The sequence below is a fragment of the Gordonia sp. SGD-V-85 genome (assembly GCF_001456905.1).
Classification (GTDB): Bacteria; Actinomycetota; Actinomycetes; order Mycobacteriales; family Mycobacteriaceae; genus Gordonia; species Gordonia hongkongensis.
In genome coordinates this window covers 98374-121532 of record NZ_LNQO01000003.1, presented here as the reverse complement: position 1 = coordinate 121532, position 23159 = coordinate 98374, and the positions used below count along the sequence as shown (strand labels likewise).

At 68.7% G+C, this 23159-nt stretch carries 21 protein-coding genes; 8 read left to right on the top strand and 13 right to left on the bottom strand.

What is annotated here, in order from left to right:
- The first annotated feature begins 20 nt into the window (after positions 1 to 20).
- The 3 genes from AS181_RS04465 to AS181_RS04455 all read left to right on the top strand — a co-directional run bounded on the left by AS181_RS04465 (position 21) and on the right by AS181_RS04455 (position 2116).
- A complete protein-coding gene (locus AS181_RS04465) occupies positions 21 to 803 on the top strand; it encodes a TVP38/TMEM64 family protein (protein ID WP_058250402.1) in 783 nt (260 codons plus the stop codon).
- Positions 804 to 884: 81 nt separating this feature from the next.
- Entirely contained in the window at positions 885 to 1490 is a 606-nt protein-coding gene (locus tag AS181_RS04460) for a hypothetical protein (RefSeq protein ID WP_058250401.1), read from the top strand.
- Positions 1487 to 2116: a hypothetical protein gene (locus AS181_RS04455; RefSeq protein ID WP_058250400.1), complete on the top strand. Its 630-nt coding sequence runs from the start codon at positions 1487 to 1489 to the stop codon at positions 2114 to 2116. The genes AS181_RS04460 and AS181_RS04455 overlap by 4 nt, the downstream gene beginning before the upstream one ends.
- A 7-nt stretch (positions 2117 to 2123) precedes the next feature.
- On the opposite strand, the gene AS181_RS04450 is transcribed toward AS181_RS04455, so the two are convergent.
- From AS181_RS04450 to AS181_RS04440, 3 genes are all read right to left on the bottom strand, one after another.
- Positions 2124 to 3356: an SPFH domain-containing protein gene (locus AS181_RS04450; RefSeq protein ID WP_058250575.1), complete on the bottom strand. Its 1233-nt coding sequence runs from the start codon at positions 3354 to 3356 to the stop codon at positions 2124 to 2126.
- Between the two features lie 45 nt (positions 3357 to 3401).
- Positions 3402 to 3830, bottom strand: a complete 429-nt coding sequence (locus AS181_RS04445; protein WP_058250399.1) for an NfeD family protein — start codon at positions 3828 to 3830, stop codon at positions 3402 to 3404.
- 82 nt (positions 3831 to 3912) lie between these two features.
- A complete protein-coding gene (locus AS181_RS04440) occupies positions 3913 to 4740 on the bottom strand; it encodes a DUF3097 domain-containing protein (RefSeq protein WP_058250398.1) in 828 nt (275 codons plus the stop codon).
- A 149-nt stretch (positions 4741 to 4889) separates the two neighbouring features.
- Here AS181_RS04440 and AS181_RS04435 point away from each other — a divergent pair, with 149 nt between their 5' ends.
- Entirely contained in the window at positions 4890 to 5744 is an 855-nt protein-coding gene (locus tag AS181_RS04435; RefSeq protein ID WP_058250397.1) for a hypothetical protein, read from the top strand.
- Positions 5745 to 5769: 25 nt separating this feature from the next.
- Here AS181_RS04435 and AS181_RS04430 read toward each other — a convergent pair whose 3' ends face one another.
- The 9 genes from AS181_RS04430 to AS181_RS04390 all read right to left on the bottom strand — a co-directional run bounded on the left by AS181_RS04430 (position 5770) and on the right by AS181_RS04390 (position 15405).
- Positions 5770 to 6294 carry a hypothetical protein gene (locus tag AS181_RS04430; protein ID WP_311277895.1) on the bottom strand — a complete coding sequence of 175 codons (525 nt, stop codon included), beginning with the start codon at positions 6292 to 6294 and terminating at the stop codon, positions 5770 to 5772.
- Between the two features lie 410 nt (positions 6295 to 6704).
- A complete protein-coding gene (locus AS181_RS04425) occupies positions 6705 to 7874 on the bottom strand; it encodes a ferrochelatase (RefSeq protein WP_082652860.1) in 1170 nt (389 codons plus the stop codon).
- A complete protein-coding gene (inhA, locus tag AS181_RS04420; RefSeq protein ID WP_058250395.1) occupies positions 7871 to 8710 on the bottom strand; it encodes an NADH-dependent enoyl-ACP reductase InhA in 840 nt (279 codons plus the stop codon). Before inhA ends, AS181_RS04425 begins: the two co-directional genes overlap by 4 nt.
- A gap of 88 nt (positions 8711 to 8798) precedes the next feature.
- On the bottom strand, positions 8799 to 9533 hold the full coding sequence (gene fabG1 / locus AS181_RS04415) for a 3-oxoacyl-ACP reductase FabG1 (RefSeq protein WP_058250394.1): 735 nt from the start codon (positions 9531 to 9533) through the stop codon (positions 8799 to 8801).
- Positions 9534 to 9620: 87 nt separating this feature from the next.
- A complete protein-coding gene (locus AS181_RS04410; protein ID WP_058250393.1) occupies positions 9621 to 10589 on the bottom strand; it encodes a VWA domain-containing protein in 969 nt (322 codons plus the stop codon).
- Positions 10590 to 10593: 4 nt separating this feature from the next.
- Entirely contained in the window at positions 10594 to 11532 is a 939-nt protein-coding gene (locus AS181_RS04405) for a DUF58 domain-containing protein (RefSeq protein ID WP_058250392.1), read from the bottom strand.
- On the bottom strand, positions 11522 to 12721 hold the full coding sequence (locus AS181_RS04400) for an AAA family ATPase (protein WP_058250391.1): 1200 nt from the start codon (positions 12719 to 12721) through the stop codon (positions 11522 to 11524). Before AS181_RS04400 ends, AS181_RS04405 begins: the two co-directional genes overlap by 11 nt.
- Positions 12722 to 12906: 185 nt before the next feature.
- Positions 12907 to 14421, bottom strand: a complete 1515-nt coding sequence (locus tag AS181_RS04395) for an NlpC/P60 family protein (protein ID WP_058250573.1) — start codon at positions 14419 to 14421, stop codon at positions 12907 to 12909.
- Between the two features lie 372 nt (positions 14422 to 14793).
- Positions 14794 to 15405, bottom strand: a complete 612-nt coding sequence (locus AS181_RS04390) for an Rv1476 family membrane protein (RefSeq protein WP_058250390.1) — start codon at positions 15403 to 15405, stop codon at positions 14794 to 14796.
- A gap of 382 nt (positions 15406 to 15787) precedes the next feature.
- On the opposite strand from AS181_RS04390, the gene AS181_RS04385 reads away from it, so the two are divergent.
- Positions 15788 to 18589 carry an aconitate hydratase gene (locus AS181_RS04385; protein WP_058250389.1) on the top strand — a complete coding sequence of 934 codons (2802 nt, stop codon included), beginning with the start codon at positions 15788 to 15790 and terminating at the stop codon, positions 18587 to 18589.
- A 15-nt stretch (positions 18590 to 18604) separates the two neighbouring features.
- Positions 18605 to 19171 carry a TetR/AcrR family transcriptional regulator gene (locus tag AS181_RS04380; protein ID WP_058250388.1) on the top strand — a complete coding sequence of 189 codons (567 nt, stop codon included), beginning with the start codon at positions 18605 to 18607 and terminating at the stop codon, positions 19169 to 19171.
- A 2-nt stretch (positions 19172 to 19173) separates the two neighbouring features.
- Here AS181_RS04380 and AS181_RS04375 read toward each other — a convergent pair whose 3' ends face one another.
- Entirely contained in the window at positions 19174 to 19962 is a 789-nt protein-coding gene (locus tag AS181_RS04375; protein WP_231742263.1) for a hypothetical protein, read from the bottom strand.
- 66 nt (positions 19963 to 20028) lie between these two features.
- Here AS181_RS04375 and AS181_RS04370 point away from each other — a divergent pair, with 66 nt between their 5' ends.
- The gene (locus AS181_RS04370; protein ID WP_442902774.1) at positions 20029 to 21477 is read left to right on the top strand and encodes a GMC oxidoreductase; all 1449 of its coding nucleotides are present in this window, start codon (positions 20029 to 20031) and stop codon (positions 21475 to 21477) included.
- Positions 21478 to 21590: 113 nt separating this feature from the next.
- Complete coding sequence (locus AS181_RS04365; RefSeq protein WP_058250386.1) at positions 21591 to 23153, top strand: AMP-binding protein; 1563 nt, start codon at positions 21591 to 21593, stop codon at positions 23151 to 23153.
- The last annotated feature ends 6 nt before the right edge of the window (positions 23154 to 23159 follow it).

The window sequence follows — 23159 nt, the reverse complement described above, 5'->3', positions numbered from 1 at the left end:
GCCCAGCGTAGAGTGTCCGGGTGCCCGATCGATCCGCTGTCAGCGAGGATGTCGCCGGCCCGACCGCGGCCGACGCGGAGATCGCGGACGCGGCGAGCGCCGGAGACGGTCACCCGCCGACGTCGGGCCGTCGTCGGGCCGATCGACGGATCCTGCGCCGGGCTCTCGTCGCCGCCGTGCTCCTCGCCGCCGTCCTGGCCGCGTCCTACTTCGTCCCGCTGCCCTCGATCTCGAGCGTCCGCGACTGGGGCGCGGATCTGGGACCGGCCTTCGTGTGGTTGTTCTTCCTCGCCTACGCGGTCGTCACCATCGCCCCGATCCCGCGGTCGACGTTCACGGTGATGTCCGGGATCTTCTTCGGACCGCTGGTCGGTTTCGCGGGGGCGATGATCGCCTCGTCGGTGGCGGCGGTGGCAGCCTTCGTCCTGGTCCGCCGAGTCGGACGCGACCGCGTGCAGCCGTATCTGAAGGCACCGGTGGTCCGTGCCGTCGAGTACCGGCTCGAGCGTCGTGGCTGGTTGGCGGTCGGGTCGCTGCGGTTCATCGCGGCATGCCCGTTCTCGGTGGCGAACTACTGCTCGGCTCTGTCCTCGGTGCGTCTCGCGCCGTACGCGATTGCCAGCATCCTCGGTATGGCCCCCGGCACCGCGGCGGTGGTCATGCTGGGCGATTCCCTGACCGGTGACACGCATCCCCTCCAGCTCGCGGTCACCGGTGGCCTCTTTGCGATCGGCATCGCCGGTCTGGTGCTCGACTCCCGCCTGCCGGTCTCGTCGTCGAACGCAACAAGCGCAGCGACTTGATCCCCGCGGATCAAGTCACCCAGCGCGATCCATCCAGTCAGGGGACTTGATTCACCGCGATCAAGTGCATAGCCTTGAGTGATGTTCGTACTCACCGTCGACCAACGCGGGAGTCGCCGCGACATAGACCGGGTGGACGCCATCCTCACCGCTCTCGCGACGGTCCAGACCGTACGGGCCTTCGAACGTACCGCGGGCGACGAGATCCAGGGAGTCCTCGCCGATCCGGTGACGGCCGCCCGACTGGCCGTCGAACTCACCGCCGAGGGTCACTGGAGTGTCGGCATCGGCACCGGACCGGTCGATGAACCTCTCCCCCCGTCCACCCGGGCCGGGCGCGGGCCCGCCTTCGTCCACGCTCGCGACGCCGTCGAGGCCGCCAAACGACAGCGGGTCCCCCTCTGTGTCCGCGGCCCGGAAACTCGCTGGTCCCGTCACGCCCAGACGGCCGGCCGTCTCATCGCCGATGTGATCACCGCCCGCAGTGCCGCCGGCCGGGAGGCGGTGGAGCTGATGCGCCGCGGCCTCACCCAGGTCGAGGCCGCCGCCGAACTCGACATCACGCCACAGGCCATGAGTCAGCGGCTGCGGACCGCGGCGTGGGATCTGGAATCCGATTCCCTCGGCCTCGTCGCCGACGCGCTCGCCGAGGCCGACCGACACAGCCCGTCCGGAGGATCGGCATGACCACCGCAGCGATCACCCTTCTTCTCCTGACCGCGCTGGCGACGCCGACCTGGGCGCTCGCGACGCGGAAGAAGCGCAACCACGCGCCGGTGTCCGTCGTACGCAGACTCGACGTCATCGGAGCCGTCGTCCTGCTGGTCCTGGCCGGGGTGACCGCCGTCCTCGCCGCCGTGGCCGCGCCCGCCAGCGGCTTCCTCGCCTCGGCCGTCCCGGTCGTCGCCGCGCTCGCGGCGGTCACCGGCGGCGGACCCGTGGTCCGGACGGTCCTCGTCGCCGGCGGTGTCGGCCAGCGCCCGGGGCCCGGACCCGATCCGGAGGGGTCGCCGGATGACGGAACCGGGGACGACACCGACACGCCCGACTCCCCGGCGCCCGCCCCGACCGACCCGACCGAAGCCGGGCCGTTGCGCGGCGGCCGGGTGATCGGATACCTCGAACGCCTCGCGGTCGTCACCACGTTGATGGCGGGGTGGCCCGAAGGCCTCGCGATCATCCTGGCCGTGAAGAGCCTCGCCCGCTACCCCGAGCTGCGCGCCCCGCATGCGGCCGAGCAGTTCATCATGGGCACCTTCGCCTCGGTGATGTGGGCGGTCGGCATGGCGGGCGTCGAGCACCTCATCCGCTGAGCCGTTCTCAGGTCGTGGGCTCGGCCAGCCCCGGCTCCTCGGGCTGTACGGGCGGGGACCACGCACCATCGGTGAGCTCGGCCGGCTCGGACCCCACCGGCGACGCATGGCGCGACGCGCGCGCCGCACGAGCGGTGATCTCGGGCGCGACCGGGGTACGGGCCACCGCCTCCGCCTCGGCGACGGCCTGGGCGACCTTGGGATCGGAGGCCATCGAGAACCAGTCCTCGGTCTCCGAGTCGTCGATCGGCGAGGGCGGCGAGTCGGCCGGCTCGTACCGGAACACGCCGTCGTCTCCCTGCACACCGAAGGATTTCGCGAAACCCTGGAGGGCCGAACCGAAGTCGGACGGCACCACCCACACCTTGCTGCCCTCGCCCTTGGCCATCTCGGGCAACTGCTGCAGATACTGGTAGGCCAGGAGTTCCGGGGTCGGCTTGGCCGCCTTGATCGCCGCGAAGGTCTTCTCGATCGCCTTCGCCTCACCCTGGGCGTTGAGGTACGACGCGGCGCGGTCGCCCTGCGCCCGCAGGATGCGCGACTGCCGCTCCGCCTCGGCCGCGAGGATCGCGGCCTGCTTGGCACCCTCGGCGGCGAGGATCTGCGACTGCTTGTTTCCCTCGGCGGTCTTGATCGCCGACTCGCGCTGGCCCTCGGCCGAGAGGATCGTCGCCCGCTTCTCACGGTCGGCCTTCATCTGCTTCTCCATCGACTCCTGGATCGACGGCGGCGGCATGATCGACTTCAGCTCGACGCGCGCGACCCGGAGGCCCCAGCGGCCGGTCGCCTCGTCGAGGACTCCGCGCAGCTGGCCGTTGATGGAATCGCGGGAGGTCAGGGTCTCCTCGAGCGTCATCCCGCCGACCACGTTGCGCAGCGTCGTGATCGTCAGCTGCTCGACGCCGGCGATGTAGTCGTCGATCTCGTACACGGCGGCCCGGGGATTGGTGACCTGGAAGTAGACGACGGTGTCGATGGACAGCGTCAGGTTGTCCTCGGTGATGACCGGCTGCGGCGGGAACGACACCACTCGTTCACGGACGTCGACGCGGGCGCGGATGCGGTCGATGAACGGCAACAGCAGGGTGAGTTGACCGGACACGGTGCGGGTGTAGCGGCCCAGTCGCTCGATGACCGCGGCCTCCGCCTGCGGGATGAGGGCGACGGACTTGACCAGCATCACCACCACGAGCAACACGAGCAAAACGATGACGGTCAGGCCGAAGATCTCGTACTCCATGGTCACCTTCCAGCGTTGTCGTTCGGCGGTGTCGCGACGGCACACTCAGGCGCGCCACACCACCGCGGTCGCGCCGTCGATCTCCACGACGGTCACGTGGGTTCCGGGTTCGAGCACCTGGGTCGGGTCCATCGTGCGGGCCGACCACACGTCGCCGCCGATCTTGACGCGTCCGTCATGGGCGTCGACCTGTTCGGTCACCACCGCCGGCCGACCCTCGAGCGCCTCGGTGTTCATCAGGACCGCCGGACGGTTCAGCATGTGCTTACGGGCGATCGGACGGACCGCAACCAGCAGCAGCACCGAGACGAGCGCGAAGACCAGCCCCTCGACCCACAGCGGCGTCTCGAACGCGAAATCGACACCGGCGGCCGCGAATGCGCCCCCGGCGAGCATGAGCAGGACGAGTTCGCCACCGAACATCTCCGCGACCACCAGGACGATCGCGGCTGCCAACCACAGCAGGGCGCTCATGGGTCCAGTCTGCCAGAGATGTCCGAACCGCCTTCGGCGCTCACGACGCGGGTGGGCCCCGGTGGGCGTCAGGCCGTGTGCGTCACCTGGGCTCGTCGGCCGCGGTCACGAAATCGATGAGTTCTTCCACCGACCGCAGCAGATCGACCTCGAGATCCCGGAAACTGCTCACCCCGCCCAATACCCGGCGCCAGCCGTCACGAGGGTCCCCCCAGCCGAGCTCGGCACACACACCGGTCTTCCAGTCGGTGCCCCGCGGGATGTGCGGCCAAGCCGGGATCTTCACCGATGCCGGCTTCACCGCCTCCCAGACGTCGATGTAGGGATGCCCGCACACGAGGACGTGCTCCCCGACCTCGGCGGTGAGATGTGCTTCTTTGGAACCCGCCACCAGATGGTCGACGAGGACACCGGCCCGGCGATGCGGTGCCGGCTGGAATTCATCGAGTGCCGCCTCGAGGTTGTCGAGGCCGTCGAGGCTGACGACGACCACGCCCTCCGCGCGGAGGTCGTCACCCCATACGCGCTCGAGGAGTGTCGCGTCGTGCACGCCCTCGACGAAGAGCCGGCTGGCGCGCGCGGTCCGCGCGCGGGCGCGAGGGGCTGCTCGCGATCCCGACGCCGTCATGGCCGGCTGCTGCGGGCCTCTGGTACGCGGCCGCACGAGCGTCACCGGCCGACCGTCGATGAGGAACGCGCCGGGGTGCATCAGGAACACCCGCGTCTGACCCCGCCGGTCCTCCAGCCGGACGAGATCGCCGGCGTAGCTCTTCTCGAGCCCGACGACCGCACCGCAGAAGCCGGTGGCGGCGTCCTCGACGACCAGATCGCGATCCGCGGCGACCTCCGCGGGACGCGGCTTCGCCCGACGGGGCTGGGAGAGCACATCGCGTCCGTAGCGGTCATCCATCGCACACCACCATCTCTCGATCGGTCATCTCGTGATCACGCCGCCGCGATGGACAGGTCGGGCGGCGCACACACCGTATGCCCCGCGGGCCCGCCCGCGGGGTTGCCACGCCCGGCTCCCCCCGGCCTCGCCGGTATCCTGGCTTCTTGATGAAACGCAGCCGCCTGCTCTCCGCCACCGTCGCGTGGCCGACGTGCGCCCTCGGCGCGTGGTCGGCCGCCTGGCTCATCGGCCGGTGCTCCCCCGACGACGTGATCGAAGCCCTGGCGGAATCCGCCGACCGGCACCTCCTGCACTGGCCCGACGGCGGGGTCGCCGGGGCCGAACAGAATTCGCCCGCAACGGGTTCGGCGAACGGGGTGCTCGATCTGCTCGCGCTGCTGCGACCCGCTCGACGCCTCGTCGTCCGCCTGCCCTCCACGGGTGATCCGCAGGGACTCCCACCGCATGTCGCGACGTCGGCCGCACTCGGCGCGGGCGAGGTGCTGCTCGTCGACGACGCGGCGGGCGCCGGCACGCTCGCGCTCGTACCGGAGTTCGCCGCCGACACCGCCGATCCACCGTTCGTCACGTGCACATGGTCGGCCTACCGCTACGACGCGACCCTCGACCTCGGCCATCTCGTATCCGCGGGCCCCAGCGCCGGTGATCTGGAATACGAGCTGCGGCAAGCAGTTCGAGATGCGACCACGATCATCGGCGGGCTCGGCGGACGCCGGTCGGCCGACGCGAGCGACCTCCGTACGGAACTCGCGGCGCTCACCTCGAGGCATCGGGTCGCCCTGCCCCCGCACCTCCTCGACGCGCGCTCCACCCGCCTGATCGACACGGCGGCACAGGTCGAGGCGATCGTCGACCTCGCCGGAGCACGCAGCGTGGAGATCGGCGACAGTGCCGGACAATGGGATTCCGGCGACGCGACGCTCCGGGGACTCCAGGCGCTGACGCGGACCGCACGGGCGGCGGCGGTCAATCACACGATCCTCGAGCTACTGCGACGCTAGGACCCGGGCCGCCACCGCCGGAAGGTCACTCCCGGAGCCGCGGCGGACGTTCGGACACGACGCCGTACAGATCGAGTCCGTTCCGCTGTTCGGTGGCGAACAACGTCGCCCCCCATTCGTGGACGAACCAGTCCCGCAGCCGAGCGGAGCCGGTCCAGGCGTAGTACGGCCGGGCCGCAGAGACACAGAACCGTTCCACTTCGCGCATCATGCGAACGAGAGCGTCGCCACCACGAGCTTCGGGAACGATCGCCGCGATCCGCACATCGACGGCATCCGATGCCGGGGAGGGCAATTGTGGGCTGGTGAGGAACTCGATCAGCCGTTCGCGGAGTCCGGGAATGGCCGCGACCCGGACGAAATCAGCCGGGACGAGCGGCGGTTCGCCGTCGGGCGACAATTCGACATCGTGGGGATGCCAGATCAGAATTCCGACGAGATGCTCGTTCTGGAAGGAACCCAATACGCAGCCGGCTTTGAGATAAGGCCGCACCAAGATCTCGGCCAACCATTCCCGCAGCGTGAGATCCGGGAGGTGGTCACCCAACACCCATCGATACAACGGAATGTCCTCGACCGCTCGTGCGAGTAGCTGCGTAGCAGGTCGGAGATCAACTGGGATGAGTAGTCGTTCCGCGGTCAACACTGTTGATACACGCGCACAAAGGAGAGATCACGCCGCTGTGGGCTACGTCGTCAACGCAGCCCACAGCGGAAACGGATCTCAGTTGACGGGCTCGCTGCTACCGTCCGCGGAGCCGGTGGAAAGTGTCTCCAGAATCGGTCCGAGGAAATCGATCTCGAGCCTCAGTGGTCCTTCTGCCATGGAAATTCCTCTCTCACGTTCGCACCCCGATTCAGATGCGCGTACCACGAGAGTTTCATTTCGATTGAGGCGCAGATCACATTATGGACCGTTCCTATATCAAATCGTTATGAAGGCAAACAAAGCCAGTGAATCTACGCGCGGTCAGATGGCCTCGCCGCAGATCTAGGCCGCGCCGCGGGCACACAGCACCGGTCTCGACAGGTGCTGCCGTTGTCTCCGCATCCCATCGCCGACAGGTCGCCCAAGCCCCCGGCGTAGGCCTCCACGAATTCGCCGATCATCGAGATGAACCGCGGATCGGGACCCACGGTGTCGGCGCGGACGTAGTCCAGGCCGAGGCGCTCGGCGACCTCCGCGGCCTCGTTGTCGAGATCCCAGATCACCTCGAGATGGTCGGAGATGAACCCGACCGGGTAGACGACCACCCGTCGAACACCCTCCGCGGCAAGGCTCTCCAGATGGTCACAGATGTCCGGCTCCAGCCACGGGATCTGCGGTGGACCCGACCGTGACTGCCAGACCTGATCGAAGTCGGCGACGCCGAGCTCGTCGGCGACCGCCTGCGACGCCGCCAGCACCTGGCGCGAGTACAGCTTCCCGCCGTCGGCCGCCGGACCCGACGCCTCATCGGCCGAGGTCGGGACCGAATGGGCGGTGAACACCAGCCGTGGCGGCTCCTCGCCGGGCCCGAGTGCGTCCAGAGCGCGGCGCACCGCGTCGGCCCCGGCAGCGACGAACGCCGGATGCGACCAGTACTGCGGGAGCTTGCGGAGCACCACCGCACCGTCGGGTTCGCGGCTCGTCGGTTCACGGTCGGCAAGCGCCGTCACCGCCCGGTCGATGTCCTCGTGATACTGCCGGCACCCCGAGTAGCCGCCCCACGCCGAGGTCGGGAACACGAGGATCCGGCGATGACCGGCGCGGTACATCTCGGCCAGGGTGTCCTCGACCATCGGGTGCCAGTTGCGGTTGCCGAAATACACCGGGAGGTCGACACCACGTCGGTCGAGCTCGGCGCGCAGGGCATCGATCATCTCGAGGTTGAGCCGGTTGATCGGTGAGACGCCGCCGAAGTGCAGGTAGTGCTCGGCCACCGACTCGAGCCGTTCGCGCGGGATTCCCCGGCCGCGAGTGACGTTCTCCAGGAATGGCATCACGTCCTCGGGCCCGTCCGGTCCGCCGAACGACAGGAACAGGACGGCATCGAACGGAGCGGGATCGAACGGAGCGGGATCGAACGGAGCGGGATCGAACGGAGCGGGATCGACGGGCGCGGTGTCCCCCGGTGCTGGCGAACTCATGAGCCGGTGGTCATGCCCTCCGGGAACCAGGTGTTGTGGCTGGCGCCACCGTCGACGTAGACGATGGAACCGGTGGTCGCCGGCAGCCAGTCGCTGAGGAGCGCACACACCGACTTCGCGACGACGGTGGGGTCGTCGACGTCCCAGCCGATCGGGGACGCGCCGTCCCAGTACTCGTTGAGCATGTTGAGCTGCTTGGCGTCATCGGTCGCGGTACCCGCGATCGCCTTCGCGGCCAGGGTCTTGATCGGGCCGGCGGCCACCAGGTTCGACCGGATGTTCTTCGCGTTGCCCACTTCGCGCGCCACGTACCGGTTCACCGACTCGAGCGCGGCCTTCGCCACACCCATCCAGTTGTAGTACGGCATCGCGGTGCGGGGATCGAAGTCCATGCCCACGATGGAGCCGCCCTCGTTCATGGCGGGGAGCACGGCGCGGGCGAGCGAGGCGTAGCTCCACGCCGAGATCTCGAAGGCCTTGGCGGCGTCGGGGCCCGGCCCCTCCAGGAACGGCTTGGCCTCGGGACCCATCAAGGTGCGCGGCGCGAAGGCGATCGAGTGCATGACGCCGTCGATGCCCTGCGGCGCCAGCTCGGCGAGCTTCCCGGCGAGCGCGCCGAGATCGTCCTCGTTGGTGACGTCGAGCCCGACGGCCGGCGGCACCTCCTTCGGCAACCGCTTGGCGATCCGGTCGATCAACCGGAGCCGTTCCGGGATGCCGGTGATGAGGACCGTGGCGCCCTGCTCCTGCGCCATGGCGGCGGCGTGGAAGGCGATCGACGCATCGGTGATGATGCCCGTGATGAGGACGGTCTTCCCGTCCAGGATTCCGCTCACGAAGATGTGCTCCTGAGTTCGACGTTGATTGACGTGCCTTACGACCGCGCTGTGCGGGTCAGTAGCCGTGCGACCGCGCTCGGCGGTTTCAGTGCCCCATGCCCATTCCGCCGTCGACGGGCAGGACCGCACCGGAGATGTAACCGCCCTCGTCGGAGGCGAGGAAGCTGATGGCCGCCGCGACGTCCTCGGGCTTGCCGGTTCGGCCGAGCGGGATCGCCTGCTTGGCCATGTCGATGTAGCGGTCCTCCATCGACGCGGTCATGTCCGTCTCGATGAACCCGGGCGCCACGACGTTCGCGGTGATGTTGCGCGAGCCGATCTCACGCGCGATTGAGCGCGCCATCCCGATCAGGCCCGCCTTCGAGGCCGCGTAGTTCACCTGGCCCGGGATGCCGGACATCGCGACCACCGAGCCGAGGAAGATCATCCGGCCCCACTTGGCGCGCTGCATCCCCTTGGTGGCGCGCTTGGCGCACCGGAACGCGCCGGTGAGGTTCGCGTCGAGGACCTTCTCGAAGGATTCCTCGGACAGTCGCATGAGGAGCATGTTCTCGGTGATCCCCGCGTTGGCGACGAGGATCTCCACGGGACCCTGATGCGCCTCGACCTCGGCGAAGGCGCGGTCGACCGACTCCGAGTCGGTGACATCGCACTTGACGCCGAACAGTCCGTCCGGGGCTCCGGAACCGCGGTGCGTCACCGCCACCCGGTGACCGTCGGCTGCCAGTCGCTGGGCCACGGCCAGGCCGATTCCGCGGTTGCCGCCGGTCACCAGGACCGAGCGGGAGGGATTCTGCGCTTCGTTGCTAGCTGCCGTCATGGGTGTTCAACTTATCCGTTCTCGTTGCGGGGGTGACACGCGGTCGGCGGGCGGGGCGCACGGCGGCACACCCCGGACACGTCCGCATCAGGGCAGCCGGCGGTTGATGGCCAGCGCGGCGAACGCCGACACCAGCGCGAACAACGTACCGGCGACCAGCCACGGCTTCGAATTGTCCCCTCGACGGGTTTCGTAACCGATCTCGTCCTGGAGCTGCTCGTAGACCTTGTTCAACTCGTCGAGGCTGGCCGCGGTGAAGAAGTCGCCACCGGACAGGTTGGCGATCTTGCGCAGCGAGTCGTCGTCGACCGGCACCGGCACCCGGTCGCCCTCGAGTTCGACGGTGCCGGTCCGGGTACCGAAGGAGATCGTGGAGACCGGGATCTTCTCCTCCTTGGCCTTCCGGGCCGCGGTGAAGGCACCACGCGGGTCGTCGGGGTCGTCCGGGACGGTCTCCTTACCGTCGGAGAGCAGCACGATCCGCGCGGGTGGTGCGCCCTCGGTCCCGCCGAGCACCGCGTTCAACGTGCTGATCTGCTGCAGGGCCGCGAAGATGCCCTCCCCGGTTGCCGTCTTGTCGTCGAGCCGCAGTTTGTCCACCGCGACCTTGGTGGCGTTGTGGTCCGGCGTCGGCGACACGAGGCTGGCGGCGGTACCGGCGAAGGAGATCAGTCCGAGGTTGATCCCCTCGGTCAGCTCGTCGGCGAACTTCTTCGCCGACTCCTGCGCCGCGCGGATCCGCGACGGCGACACGTCGGTGGCGTTCATCGACCGCGACACGTCCATCACCAGGACGACGGTCGCCTTGTTGCGCGGCACCTTGCGATCGGCCTGCGGCCCGGACAGCGCGACCGTCAACAGGATCAGCGAGACGATCAGCAGTGCGATCGGCAGGTGCCGCAGACGACCCCGGTCCGCGGGCGCGACCGACTTCAGCAGGTCCAGGTTCGCGAAGGTCAGCGCACGCTGCCGCCGCCGGCGCAGCATGTAGACGTACGCGGCGCCGAGCAGCGCCACGACCAGGAGCAGGAGCAACCACCAGGGACTGGACAGCATCGACCTACCCCACCCCCGCCGCGAGGCCGCGGCGGCGTTGTGCGACGAACTTGACGGTGTCGGCGATCCACTCCCGATCCGTGCGCAACGTCAGGATCGCGCCGCCACAGCTGCGCAGGGTGCGGTGGACCCGCTGCTGGTGTGCGCGCGCCGCGGCCGCGAAGTCGCGCCGGAGGTCGTCGGTGATCGTCACGTCGTGGATCTCCCCGGACTCCGCGTCGGCCAGGGTGACCTCGCCGATCGCCGGGAGGTCGAGATCACGGGGGTCGAGGACCTCGACCGCCAGGAGTTCGTGGTGCGCCCCGATGGCGCGGAGCGAACGCTCCCAGTCGATGGGGCCGAGGAAGTCGCTGATGACGACGGCGAGGCCGCGCCGGCGCTGGGGCCGTCGGAGCGCCTCGATCCCCGCCTTCAGGTCACCCCGGACGCCGGGCGAGCTGCGTCGCGTGGTGGCGATGGTCTTGAGGAGGTTCTGCGCGTGCGCGCGCCCGGCACGGGCCGGTACCCGCACCACGTCGTCACCGGTCACCACCAGCGCGCCGTGCCGGTTGCCACCGCCGGTCGTGAGGTGGACCAGAGCCGCGGCCGCGGCGACGGCCAGGTCGCGCTTGGTGCAGTCGACAGTGCCGAAGTCGAGGCTGGCCGAGGCGTCGACGACGAGCCAGGTCTCGAGTTCGCGGTCGGCGATCATCTGCCGGACATGCGGCTGGGTCGTGCGTGCGGTGACCGACCACTCCATCCGCCGGACGTCGTCGCCCGGCTGATAGGCCCGCGCCTCCCCCGGCTCCGAACCCGGTCCGGGGATCAGACCCAGGTGCTCGCCCTGGAGCACGCCGTCGAGTTTGCGCCGCACGGTGAGCTCGAGCATCTTCAGCGCCGCCGTCAGCTGCGCCTCGTCGAGCAGCCCGGCGCCGAGACGCGGTAGGTCCCGATTAGCCGCCATACTGAGGTGAATTCCGGTTCGCCGGGGCCGAATTCGGGTCCATCGGACCGGCGGGCTGCGGGACCTGCTGTCCCGCATACCCATTCGGCCCGTGTCCGGGATTGGGCGCCTTCTGCTGTCCGGCCGGGTACTGCCCCTGCGGCACCGGCTGCGCGCCGACCTGCGGCAGTCCGACGGTCTGCAGGACGCGGGCGATGACCTGGTCGGCATCGATCTCGTCGGCCAGTGCGTCGTAGGACAGCACGAGGCGGTGCCGCAGCACGTCGGGCATGATCTCGACGACGTCCTGCGGGATCACGTAGTCGCGTCCGCGGACCAGCGCCAGGGCGCGGGCCGCGGCCACGATGCCCAGCGTCGCACGAGGCGACGCGCCGTAGGACAGCCACGACGCGACGTCGTTCAGGCCCAGCTCGGCCGGCCGGCGGGTGGCGTTGATGACCCGGACGACGTAGTCGACGAGCGCGTGGTGGACGAAGACGTTCGCCGCGGTCCGCTGCAGGCGCAGCATCGCGGCGGGGTCGAGGACCTGGGAGGCGGTCGGCGGGACGTTGCCCATCCGGTAGACGATCTCGCGCTCCTCCTCCACCGACGGGTAGTCGACGAGGACCTTGAACAGGAAGCGGTCCCGCTGCGCCTCGGGCAGCGGGTAGACACCCTCGTTCTCGATCGGGTTCTGCGTCGCCATGACCAGGAACGGATCCGGCATCGAGTACGTCTTGCCGCCGATCGAGACGTGCCGCTCTGCCATCACCTCGAGCAGCGCCGACTGCACCTTCGCGGGTGCGCGGTTGATCTCGTCGGCGAGCAGGAAGTTCGCGACCACCGGGCCGAGCTCGGTGTCGAACTCCTCGCGGCCCTGACGGTAGATACGCGTACCGATCAGGTCGGTGGGCACGAGGTCAGGGGTGAACTGCACTCGCGAGAACGACCCGCCGACGACGCGGGCGAACGTCTCGACAGCGAGCGTCTTCGCGACACCCGGCACGCCTTCGAGCAAGATGTGTCCGCGCGCGAGGAGACCGACGAGAATGCGCTCGACGAGCTGATCCTGGCCGACGATGACGCGCTTGACCTCGTAGATGGCCCGCTCGAGCAGGGCGACGTCGGCGTCGCTCAGCACCGAGCCGTCCGCTCCTGCCGCCGCGGGATCCCCCGTGGCCGCCTTGCCGAGGGAGTGCGATTCGGTCAACCCGTGCTCCTGTTCCTCTGAACTGCTGTTCCGTCGAACCGCGAGGGCCCACGGGCGGCGCGAACGCGCAGCGCGCAGGCGTCGACCCCGCGTGTCTGTGCCAGCCTAGCCGTGCCGGCTGAAAAGGTGCCAAGAAGACTCGGCGGGTGTCGGTCGTTCACAGCTGCCGCCGGAACCACCACGCCTCAGAGCAGACGGACCACGTTCGGCATCGCACCGTTGGTGCGCAGCGGGGACACCTTGACCACGTCACCCGACTGCGGTGCCTCGACCATCTTGTTGTCGCCGAGGTACAGCGCGACGTGCGCACTCGCGTTGGGGCCGTAGAAGATCATGTCGCCGCGTCGCATCTGTGACAGCGGGAACTGCGGCCCCGAGGTGTACTGGTAACCGGTGTAGTGCGGCAGTTCGATCCCGACGCCGGCGAACGCGTAGATCATCAGGCCGGAGCAGTCGAAACCGATCTTGTTGTAGTCGCCGTAGCTGTCGGCCACACCGCCGTCGCGGATTCCCTGCGTCGGGCCGTTCGCGTCGCCACCGCCCCAGGCGTAGGGCACGTTCAGCTGCGAGAGCGCACGGTTGACGGCGATCTCGACGGCTTGCGGACCGCGCAGCCCGGGTCGGACGACGCCGCCCCCGCCCCCGCCGCCGCCGGAGGAACTGCCGAACAGAGAGCCGAGGCTTCCCGAACCGAGTCGCGCACTGAGGGTGTCGCCACCGCTGCTGCCGGTGATGTCCGCACCGCCGATGCCGAGCTCGTTCAGCAACTCGGACTGGGGCAACTGCTGCTGCCCGACCAGACCGGCGAGGATCGACGAACCGACGTCGATGGCGAGGCGCGCCGCGGCCTCCGCCGCGACGGCCAGTGCCTGGTTGTCGGTGGCGGGCGTGGCGGGCAGCGCCTTGAGCGCCCCCTCGGCCGACGGATCCGTCGGGAACAAGTTCGAGAGCAGATCGCTCGTCGACGGCCCCTCGACCGTCTTCTTCGGCACGTATCCGCGAATCGTGTTGAGGCGCTTCTGGACCCGGTCGCGTTCCCCGATCAGGGTGGCCTTGCGCTTCTGCTGCGAAGCGATGGCGGCCTTCGCCTCGGTGACCGCCGCCATGGCGTCGGTCTTGCGCTGTTCGGCGCTCTTGGCCGCGAACGACGCCTGCCGGCGGGTGGCCTCGACGGCGGCGAGTCGGTTGGCCTTCTGGTTGCGGGCCACCTGCAACCGCCGGATCATCTCCTGCTGCTTCTTGCCGACCTGATCGATCAGCTTCATGCGGTCGAGGACGCCCTGCGGGTCTTCGGAGGCAACGTAGTTCGACATCGAACCCTGCTCGGGCCCCTGCTGGTACGCCAAGCGGGCGAACCGGTCGAACTCCTTCTGCGCGTCGACGACGGCCTTGCTCGATCGGTCGAGTTCGGTGCGTGCTCCACGCGCGGCCACCGTGGCGAGGCGCTGCTGCGCGAGCGAGTTCTGGAAGTCGACGATCGATCGGTTCACGTTCTCCTGGCGGGACGCGAGCGCCTGGTCGAGGTCGGCGATGTCCTGGTTGACCGTCGCGATCCGGTTGATCAGACCGGAGATGGGCGACTCGGGCGTCTTCTTGGGCGCCGCGTCGGCATGACCCGCGCCGACCGCGCAGACGAGTGCGACAGCAAGGGCCGCCGAGACGCGCGCCGGCCATGACGCACCAGTTCTTCCTCGCCTCACCTGGAACTCCTCGCGATTCGCGGGGATCTTCCGATCCCCGGTCCGGCGACCGTCCGGGGTGTCTGCACCCGCGGCGATCACGCACTGCACTTCCGCCACATCGGACCCTGTAGAGAACACAGGCATCACACGCGACATCAGAACCGTACGTCACATCAACCACACGAGAAAACCGTGTTCGTGAATTACAAAGGCGTGATTACCTGCGAATATGCCGTGAACTGGCGAAAGATCGAACGGTCGTCAAGGTCTCGAATTGGCAACAGACCGGAAGACACGCCGAGAAGGGTCCCCGCCGCGCGAGAACAAGGTGTCAGCAGCCGGGCCCACCCGCCGCATCGCCGGCCGGCCGAGGCGGCCCGGGCCTGCGTACTACCGGCCGGAAGCGGTCGGCTCGCGACGTGATGCCGACGAGTCATCCGACTCCGCGGCGGTGGCCTGCACGGGTCCCAGCGGGCCGGCGGCCAGGTTCTTGCGGGTGCGGACCTGCCGCAGCCGGGCGAGCACGGCTCCGCCCGCGACGACCAGGATCAGCAGGAGGCCCACGATCGTCCAGTCCACGTTGGGACCGGTCATCGTGTCGATCATCTGTCGCGCCGCACCCGCGGGGTCGGTGAGGGTCAGGCCGTCGGTGGCCTGTTCCTGCACCACCCGGCTGAATTCGGGCGACGAGCTGCCGACCGAGTTGGGGCCGAGCACGATGACGGTGCCGCCGACCTGTTCCTGCAACTGGTTCGCGACGTCGCGGTAGAGAGTGAACCGGGGCTGGACCTGGTCGATGACCACGAAGCTGACGTCATGGCCCTTCGACTGGGCGTATTCGACGACCTCGAGCATGCCGGGCAACTGTTCGGGCGTCGCCCCCGCGACGCCGTCGTCGGCGATGTCCCGCGACAGCTCACCCATGTCGACCCCGACGAGTCCGGTGAGTTCGTTGTTCTCCGCGGGAGCTGCCAGCACCAGCGTCGTCGCCTGCGGACCCATCCGCCACCCCTGCCTCTCGAGATCACCCGGGGTTGCGTGCACGTTGACGGGCGGTATCGCGCCGGCGTCGAGTGTCTCCTCGCCGAACCCCGACCTGCACCGTACGACACAATGGACTCGTCTGGGTATTCCGGTGTCGGCAGGTCCGATCCGGGGTGTCCCGGCCCGAGCTTGGTAACAGTACGCTCGTACTGTTAGACTGGACGACGTTGTCGCGGGTGGCCCTCGCGGACATCCGATGGTGCCGGCGCAGCCCGCCGGTGCAGAACGTCAGCCGGTGCGGCACGACTGCGCCGGATCGACCAGCCCCGCCCGACCGCAAGTGGATCATCGAGTAATCGCCGGCGCAGCCCGCCGGCACACGAGGAGAGTGGATTTAGACGTGAGTATCAATTCCTTCGGCGCCCGCGGCACGCTGGACGTCGGTGACAACAGCTACGAGATCTACCGTCTGAACGCCGTCGAGGGCACCGCCAAGCTCCCCTACGCTCTGAAGGTCCTCGCCGAGAACCTCCTGCGCACCGAGGACGGCGCGAACATCACCAAGGAGCACATCGAGGCCCTGGCGAACTGGGACCCGAACGCCGAACCGAGCGTCGAGATCCAGTTCACGCCTGCCCGCGTGATCATGCAGGACTTCACCGGCGTGCCCTGCATCGTCGACCTCACGACCATGCGCGACGCCGTCAAGGAACTCGGCGGCGACCCGGACAAGGTCAACCCGCTCGCACCGGCCGAGATGGTCATCGACCACTCCGTCATCATCGAGGCCTTCGGCAATGCCCAGGCGTTCGAGCGCAACGTCGAGATCGAGTACCAGCGCAACGAGGAGCGCTACAAGTTCCTCCGCTGGGGTCAGGGCGCCTTCGACGACTTCCGCGTCGTGCCGCCGGGCACCGGCATCGTGCACCAGGTCAACATCGAGCACCTCGCGCGCTCGGTGATGGTCCGTGACGGCGTCGCCTACCCCGACACCTGCATCGGCACCGACTCGCACACCACGATGGAGAACGGCCTCGGCGTCCTGGGCTGGGGCGTCGGCGGCATCGAGGCCGAGGCCGCGATGCTCGGTCAGCCGGTCTCCATGCTCATCCCCCGCGTCGTCGGCTTCAAGCTCACCGGCGCGACCAAGCCGGGCGTCACCGCGACCGACGTGGTCCTCACCATCACCGAGATGCTGCGCAAGCACGGCGTGGTCGGCAAGTTCGTCGAGTTCTACGGCAACGGTGTCGGCGAGGTCCCGCTCGCCAACCGCGCCACCATCGGCAACATGAGCCCCGAGTTCGGCTCGACCTGCGCGATGTTCCCGATCGACGGCGAGACCGTCAACTACCTCCGACTCACCGGGCGCAGCGAGGAGACGCTCGCGCTCGTCGAGGCCTATGCCAAGGAACAGGGCATGTGGCTGGAGAAGGACGCCGAGGAGGCCGTGTACTCGGAGTACCTCGAGCTCGACCTGGCCGACGTCGTCCCGTCGATCGCCGGCCCGAAGCGTCCGCAGGACCGCATCGAGCTGTGGGACGCGAAGAACGCGTTCCGTAAGGACATCCACAACTACGTCGAGAACGGCAACTCCGCTCCGCAGACCAAGCTGGACGAGGCGGTCGAGGAAACCTTCCCGGCGTCCGACCCCGCGACCCTGTCCTTCGCCGACGACGACGCCGAGCCGCTGCACTCGGCCGCCAACGGCGCCGAGGGCCGGCCGACCAATCCGGTCCGGGTGGATTCCGAGGAACGAGGATCGATGATCCTCGACCACGGGATCGTGACCATCGCTTCGATCACCAGCTGCACCAACACCTCCAACCCGTCGGTCATGCTCGGCGCGGCGCTCCTGGCCAAGAAGGCCGTGGAGAAGGGCCTGTCGTCCAAGCCGTGGGTCAAGACGTCGATGGCACCGGGCTCGCAGGTCGTCACCGGTTACTACGACAAGTCCGGTCTCTGGCCGTACCTGGAGAAGCTCGGCTTCTACCTCGTCGGCTACGGCTGCACCACGTGCATCGGCAATTCCGGCCCGCTGCCGGAGGAGATCTCGAAGGCGATCAACGACAACGACCTCACCGCCACCGCGGTGCTGTCGGGCAACCGCAACTTCGAGGGTCGCATCAACCCCGACGTGAAGATGAACTACCTCGCGTCGCCGCCGCTGGTCATCGCCTATGCCCTGGCCGGCACGATGGACTTCGACTTCGAGACCGACGCGCTGGGCAAGGACACCGACGGCAACGACGTGTTCCTCAAGGACATCTGGCCGACCAACGAGGAGATCGAGGCGACCATCGCCTCGTCGATCTCGCCGGAGCAGTACGCCTCGGACTACGCCGACGTCTTCAAGGGTGACGAGCGCTGGCAGAACCTGCCGACCCCGTCGGGCAAGACCTTCGAGTGGGACGACGAGTCCACCTACGTCCGCAAGCCTCCGTACTTCGAGGGCATGCAGCGTGAGCCGTCGCCCGTCTCCGACATCAAGGGCGCACGCGTGCTCGCGAAGCTCGGCGACTCGGTGACCACCGACCACATCTCCCCCGCGTCGACGATCAAGCCCGGCACCCCCGCCGCGCAGTATCTCGATGCCAACGGGGTGGCCCGCAAGGACTACAACTCGCTTGGCGCCCGCCGCGGCAACCATGAGGTGATGATCCGGTCGACCTTCGGCAACATCCGCCTGCAGAACCAGCTGCTGGACGGTGTGACCGGCGGTTACACCCGCGACTTCACCCAGGAGGGTGCACCGCAGTCGTTCATCTACGACGCCGCGCAGAACTACGCCGAGCAGAACATCCCGCTCGTCGTGCTCGGCGGCAAGGAGTACGGCACCGGATCGTCGCGTGACTGGGCGGCCAAGGGCACCAGCCTCCTCGGCGTGAAGGCCGTCATCACCGAGAGCTTCGAGCGCATCCACCGCTCGAACCTCATCGGCATGGGCGTCATCCCGCTGCAGTTCCCGGAGGGCGAGTCGCACAAGTCGCTGGGCCTCGACGGCACCGAGACCTACGACATTGCGGGTATCGAAGAGCTTAACAACGGGACGACGCCGTCGACCGTGCACGTCACCGCCACCAAGGAAGACGGCTCGACGGTGGAGTTCGATGCCAAGGTCCGCATCGACACCCCGGGTGAGGCCGACTACTACCGCAACGGAGGCATCCTGCAGTACGTGCTGCGCAACATGATCAAGAGCTGACAGGAGGCACTCGACGTGCCCAAGGTCAGCGATGACCGGCTTGCCGCGCGTCGTCGGGAGATTCTCGACGGCGCGCGGCATTGCTTCGCGGAGTACGGATACGACGGCGCGACCGTCAAACGGATCGAAGAGTCCACCGGCTTGTCCCGGGGTGCGATCTTCCACCATTACCGGGACAAGGAGGCGCTGTTCCTCGCGCTCGCGCGGGAGGACGCCGAGCGAATGGCCGATGTCGCGGCCGAGCAGGGCCTGGTGCAGGTCATGCGCGACATGCTCACGCGCCCCCAGGATTTCGACTGGCTCGGCACGCGCCTGGAGATCGCGCGGAAACTACGGACGGACAACGGATTCCGTGCGGAGTGGGTGTCCTACGCGGCCGAGGTCGAGCAGGCGACACTCAGCCGGCTGGAGCGGGGTCGGCAGGCGGGGCGCCTGCGCGACGACGTCCCGACCGACGTTCTGCTCAACTACCTCGACCTCGTGCTCGACGGCCTGATCACGCGGTTGGCCACCGGCCAGCCCACCGACGATCTGCACGCGGTGCTCGACCTCGTCGAGGAGTCCGTGCGCGCACACGACTGACCTCAGTCCGGGGCCAGCAGGGACACGACCTCGTCGATCGAACGGTTCGCCGACAACCGGTAGGCCCGCACCGCCTCATCGCCGGTCAGCTGGACAACGGGATCGGCTCTCGTACCTCTCGTCGTCCAGCGTGGCGATCCGGCCACCCCTGACCCCATCGGCCGCAGCTCCGGCACCGGCAAACGGGGGTCGTTCGGGACCGGCGTGAGTCCCTGCACCTGTCGCATACGCATTCCGACGGCCGCGACCAGCCAGCACTCGGCGACGCCGACGGGTCGGATCGACGACAGGACCTGATTCGCCCCGTCGAAGGTCATGGTCATGGTGTCGGCGCGCTGTACCCGCCACATCGAGCCGACCACGTCGAACCGTGCCGTCCGGTCGTTGTGCAGATCGAACTCCGCACCGAAGCCGCGCAGCGCCGCGGTGCACTCGACGGTCAGATACCTTGTCGCCGAATCGCGTTCGCGGCGACGCTCGTCCTCCTCGCGTCGCCGATCACCGATCGGGCGGTACTCGCGTTCGAGGGCGCCCCGGTCCGCCGCGGCCCCCTCGGCGAGGCGCCGATACAGCCACGCCGGGTCGATCTGCAGGAAGTACCGGTAATGAATCCGGCATGGCACGTCGTCCGCGGTCACCGGTCCGTCCCCGACGAGCATCTGCACACCGTGGTCGGCCGACCAGACGGCGGCGACCCGGCCGTCGACGTCGGCCACCCAGGACCAGCCCCGAGCACGGATCCCGGGCGCCGCCGCGGCGAGGACGACACTCAGCGCCGTACCCGGCTCCACAAGGAGTGAATGTGCGTGGGAAGCGACGTCATCCCCCATCGCCACGCTGTCGCGGTCCACCTCGATCTGCAGCGCAGCCGTCACACCCCGGAGCCTAACGTCCCGCGGCCCCGGCCGACTCGCCGATCGCGCACCGCGCCGGACGGCAACACCTTCGCCACGACGACCACCCCGGACAAACGCGCCGCGTGGTTCGGCAGCCCCGCCGGTGCGAGCGCGGCGAGCGGCATCCCGGTGGAGCCGTATCCCGGCGTGCTCGACCATGTGATGGGCAACGGCGTCGAGGCCGTGTACGGCGCAGGCGTCGGCGGCGGGTCGCTCGTGTTCGGCTCCTTCACGCCCGTCCCCCGCCGACAGGACTTCGAGCACATCTTCCCGGCGGCCGCCGACTACGCGCAGCTCGCCCAGACCTACTTCCCGCGCGCGAAGGCCGGGCTCGGCGTCTCGCCGCTGCCCGCGGACATCCTCGCGCACCCCAAGTACGTCGGGGCCCGGTCCTGGCTGAAGGTGATCGAGCGCTACGGCGCGTCACCGCACTTCTTCGACTTCGCCATCGACTGGGACATCGCCCGCGACGAACTGGCCGGCCGGGCCACCCCGTCGGTGACCGCGGGCGAACTGAGCTACGGCGTCAACAGCGGCGCCAAGAAGTCTCTCGACCGCAGCTACCTCCTCGCCGCCGAACGGACCGGCAACGTCACCGTCAAGCCGATGCACGAGGTCTTCGACATCCGGCCTCGCTCGCGCCGCGCCGGATTCGTCGTCACCGCACGGGTTCTCGACGAGCAGGGCCGCACGGTACGCACCGTGACCACCGAGGCCGATCACCTCTTCATGGCCGCGGGCTCCTTCCACACCACCCGGCTGCTCGTCGAAGCGCGCGCGCAGGGGCGCCTGCCGCGACTGTCACCGCGCATCGGCGACGGCTTCGGCGTGAACGGCGACTTCCTCACCATCCGGGCGAACCCCCGCGAGGATTTCGGCGCCGTCCAGGCCGGACCGGGCTACGCACGGATCTACGAGGACAACCTGCCCGGCGGACCGGTCTCGATGGTCTATCAGGCCACCCCGCTGCCGGCACCGCTCGGCAAGGCCGCGACCACCCACCTCGTGCAGGCCCACACCGACGAACGCGGCACGATCGATTACGACCATCGCATCCGGCGGGCGCAACTGAACTATCCCCACCCCGCCGACCGCAACGACCTCGACCGCCGCAGCAACGCCTTCATCAAGCGTTTCCACGAACGCACCGAGGGCCGTTTCGGCTTCGCCGCCAACGGAACCCACGTGTCGTCTCGCGCGCTCGGATTCGGTTCCGCGAGTACCTATCACGGGCTCGGCGGCGTCGTCATGGGTGCCGCGGCCGACGCTGACGGCGGAGTCCGGGGCTACGACAACCTGTGGGTCGTCGACGGTTCCTTCGTCCCCGGCGCAGTCGGCCTGGTGAATCCCGCGCTGACGATCACCGCGCTCGCGGAGCGAACCATGGACAGGTTTCTCGCGACGCACTGAGGAACTGCGAAATCGGACACGACGCTAGGGTACTGTGACTCGCAACACCCCGAACGAGCGTTAGATACGGTCGTTCGGGGTGGCCATCCCCTTCGTCACGAGGAGCGTCACTCTTGTTTCCTGGAGTCTTCGCGAAATCCACCCCCGACAAGCCGGCCGTCATCCGGGCCGCTACCGGCGAGGTACTGACCTACCGACAACTGGACGAGAACTCGACCCGGCTCGCCAACTACCTCGACTCCCTCGGACTCCGACGCGGCGACAACATCGCCGTGGTCTCCGCCAACGACTTCCACGTCTTCGAGGTGTACTGGGCGGCCCTGCGCAGCGGTCTGTACGTGACCGCGGTCAACCACCACCTCACCGCGGCGGAGACCAACTACATCCTCTCCGACTGCAACGCGCAGGTCCTGTTCGCCGGCGCCTCGGTCGTCGAGGCCGTGTCGGCCGCCGGCGAGATCGAGGCCCTTGCCGGCCCGGGTCGCCGCATCGTGTGGGGTGGCGATCTCGACGGCTTCGAGAGTTACGACAAGGTCCTGGCCAATGCGTCGGCAGAGCCCCGCACCGACCAGCCGCGCGGCACCGACATGCTCTACTCCTCCGGGACCACCGGCCGTCCGAAGGGCATCAAGACACCGATGCCCGAAGGGCAGGTCGACCAGGTGCCCGACGCCTACACCGCGATCTTCGCGCCCATGTACGGCTACGACGACTCCGCGGTCTACCTGTCCCCCGCACCGCTGTATCACGCAGCGCCGCTGCGCTATTGCGGGATGACCAACTCGGTCGGCGGGACCGTGGTCATGATGGACCGGTTCGATCCCGAAGCGGCCCTCGCCGCCATCGAGAAGTATCGCGTGACCCACAGCCAGTGGGTGCCCACCATGTTCATCCGGATGCTGAAGCTGCCCGCCGACGTCCGCTCGAAGTACGACGTCAGCAGCATGAAGATCGCCGTCCACGCGGCCGCGCCCTGCCCGGTCGAGGTGAAGCGGGCGATGATCGAGTGGTGGGGCCCGGTCATCCACGAGTATTACGCATCGACCGAGGCCGCCGGCGCAACGTTCATCGGCCCGCAGGAGGCGCTCGATCACCCCGGCTCGGTGGGCAAGCCGCTGCTCGGCGTGGTCCACATCTGCGACGAGGACGGCAAGGAACTCCCGACCGGTGAGGTCGGCCAGGTCTTCTTCGAACGCGAGGACGTGGCGTTCCAGTACCACAACGACCCCGACAAGACCCGCAAGGCCCAGCACCCCGAACACGAGAACTGGTCCACCACAGGGGATGTCGGATACGTCGACGACGAGGGCTATCTGTATCTGACCGACCGCAAGGCGTTCATGATCATCTCCGGCGGCGTCAACATCTACCCGCAGGAGGCCGAGAACGTCCTCATCAATCACCCGGCGGTGTTCGACGTCGCGGTGATCGGTGTCCCCGACCCCGACCTCGGCGAGGTCGCGAAGGCCTGCGTGCAGCTCGCTGACGGCCACGAACCCACCGATCGGCTCGCCGAGCAGCTGATCGCGTTCACCACCGAGAACATCGCGGCCTACAAGGCGCCCCGGTCGGTCGACTTCGTCGACGACCTGCCGCGCACGCCCACCGGGAAGCTCGTGAAAGGCGATCTGCGCAAGCGGTATTGGCCGGAGGCATCAAGCCCGTCAGCTGGTTGAGCCGCC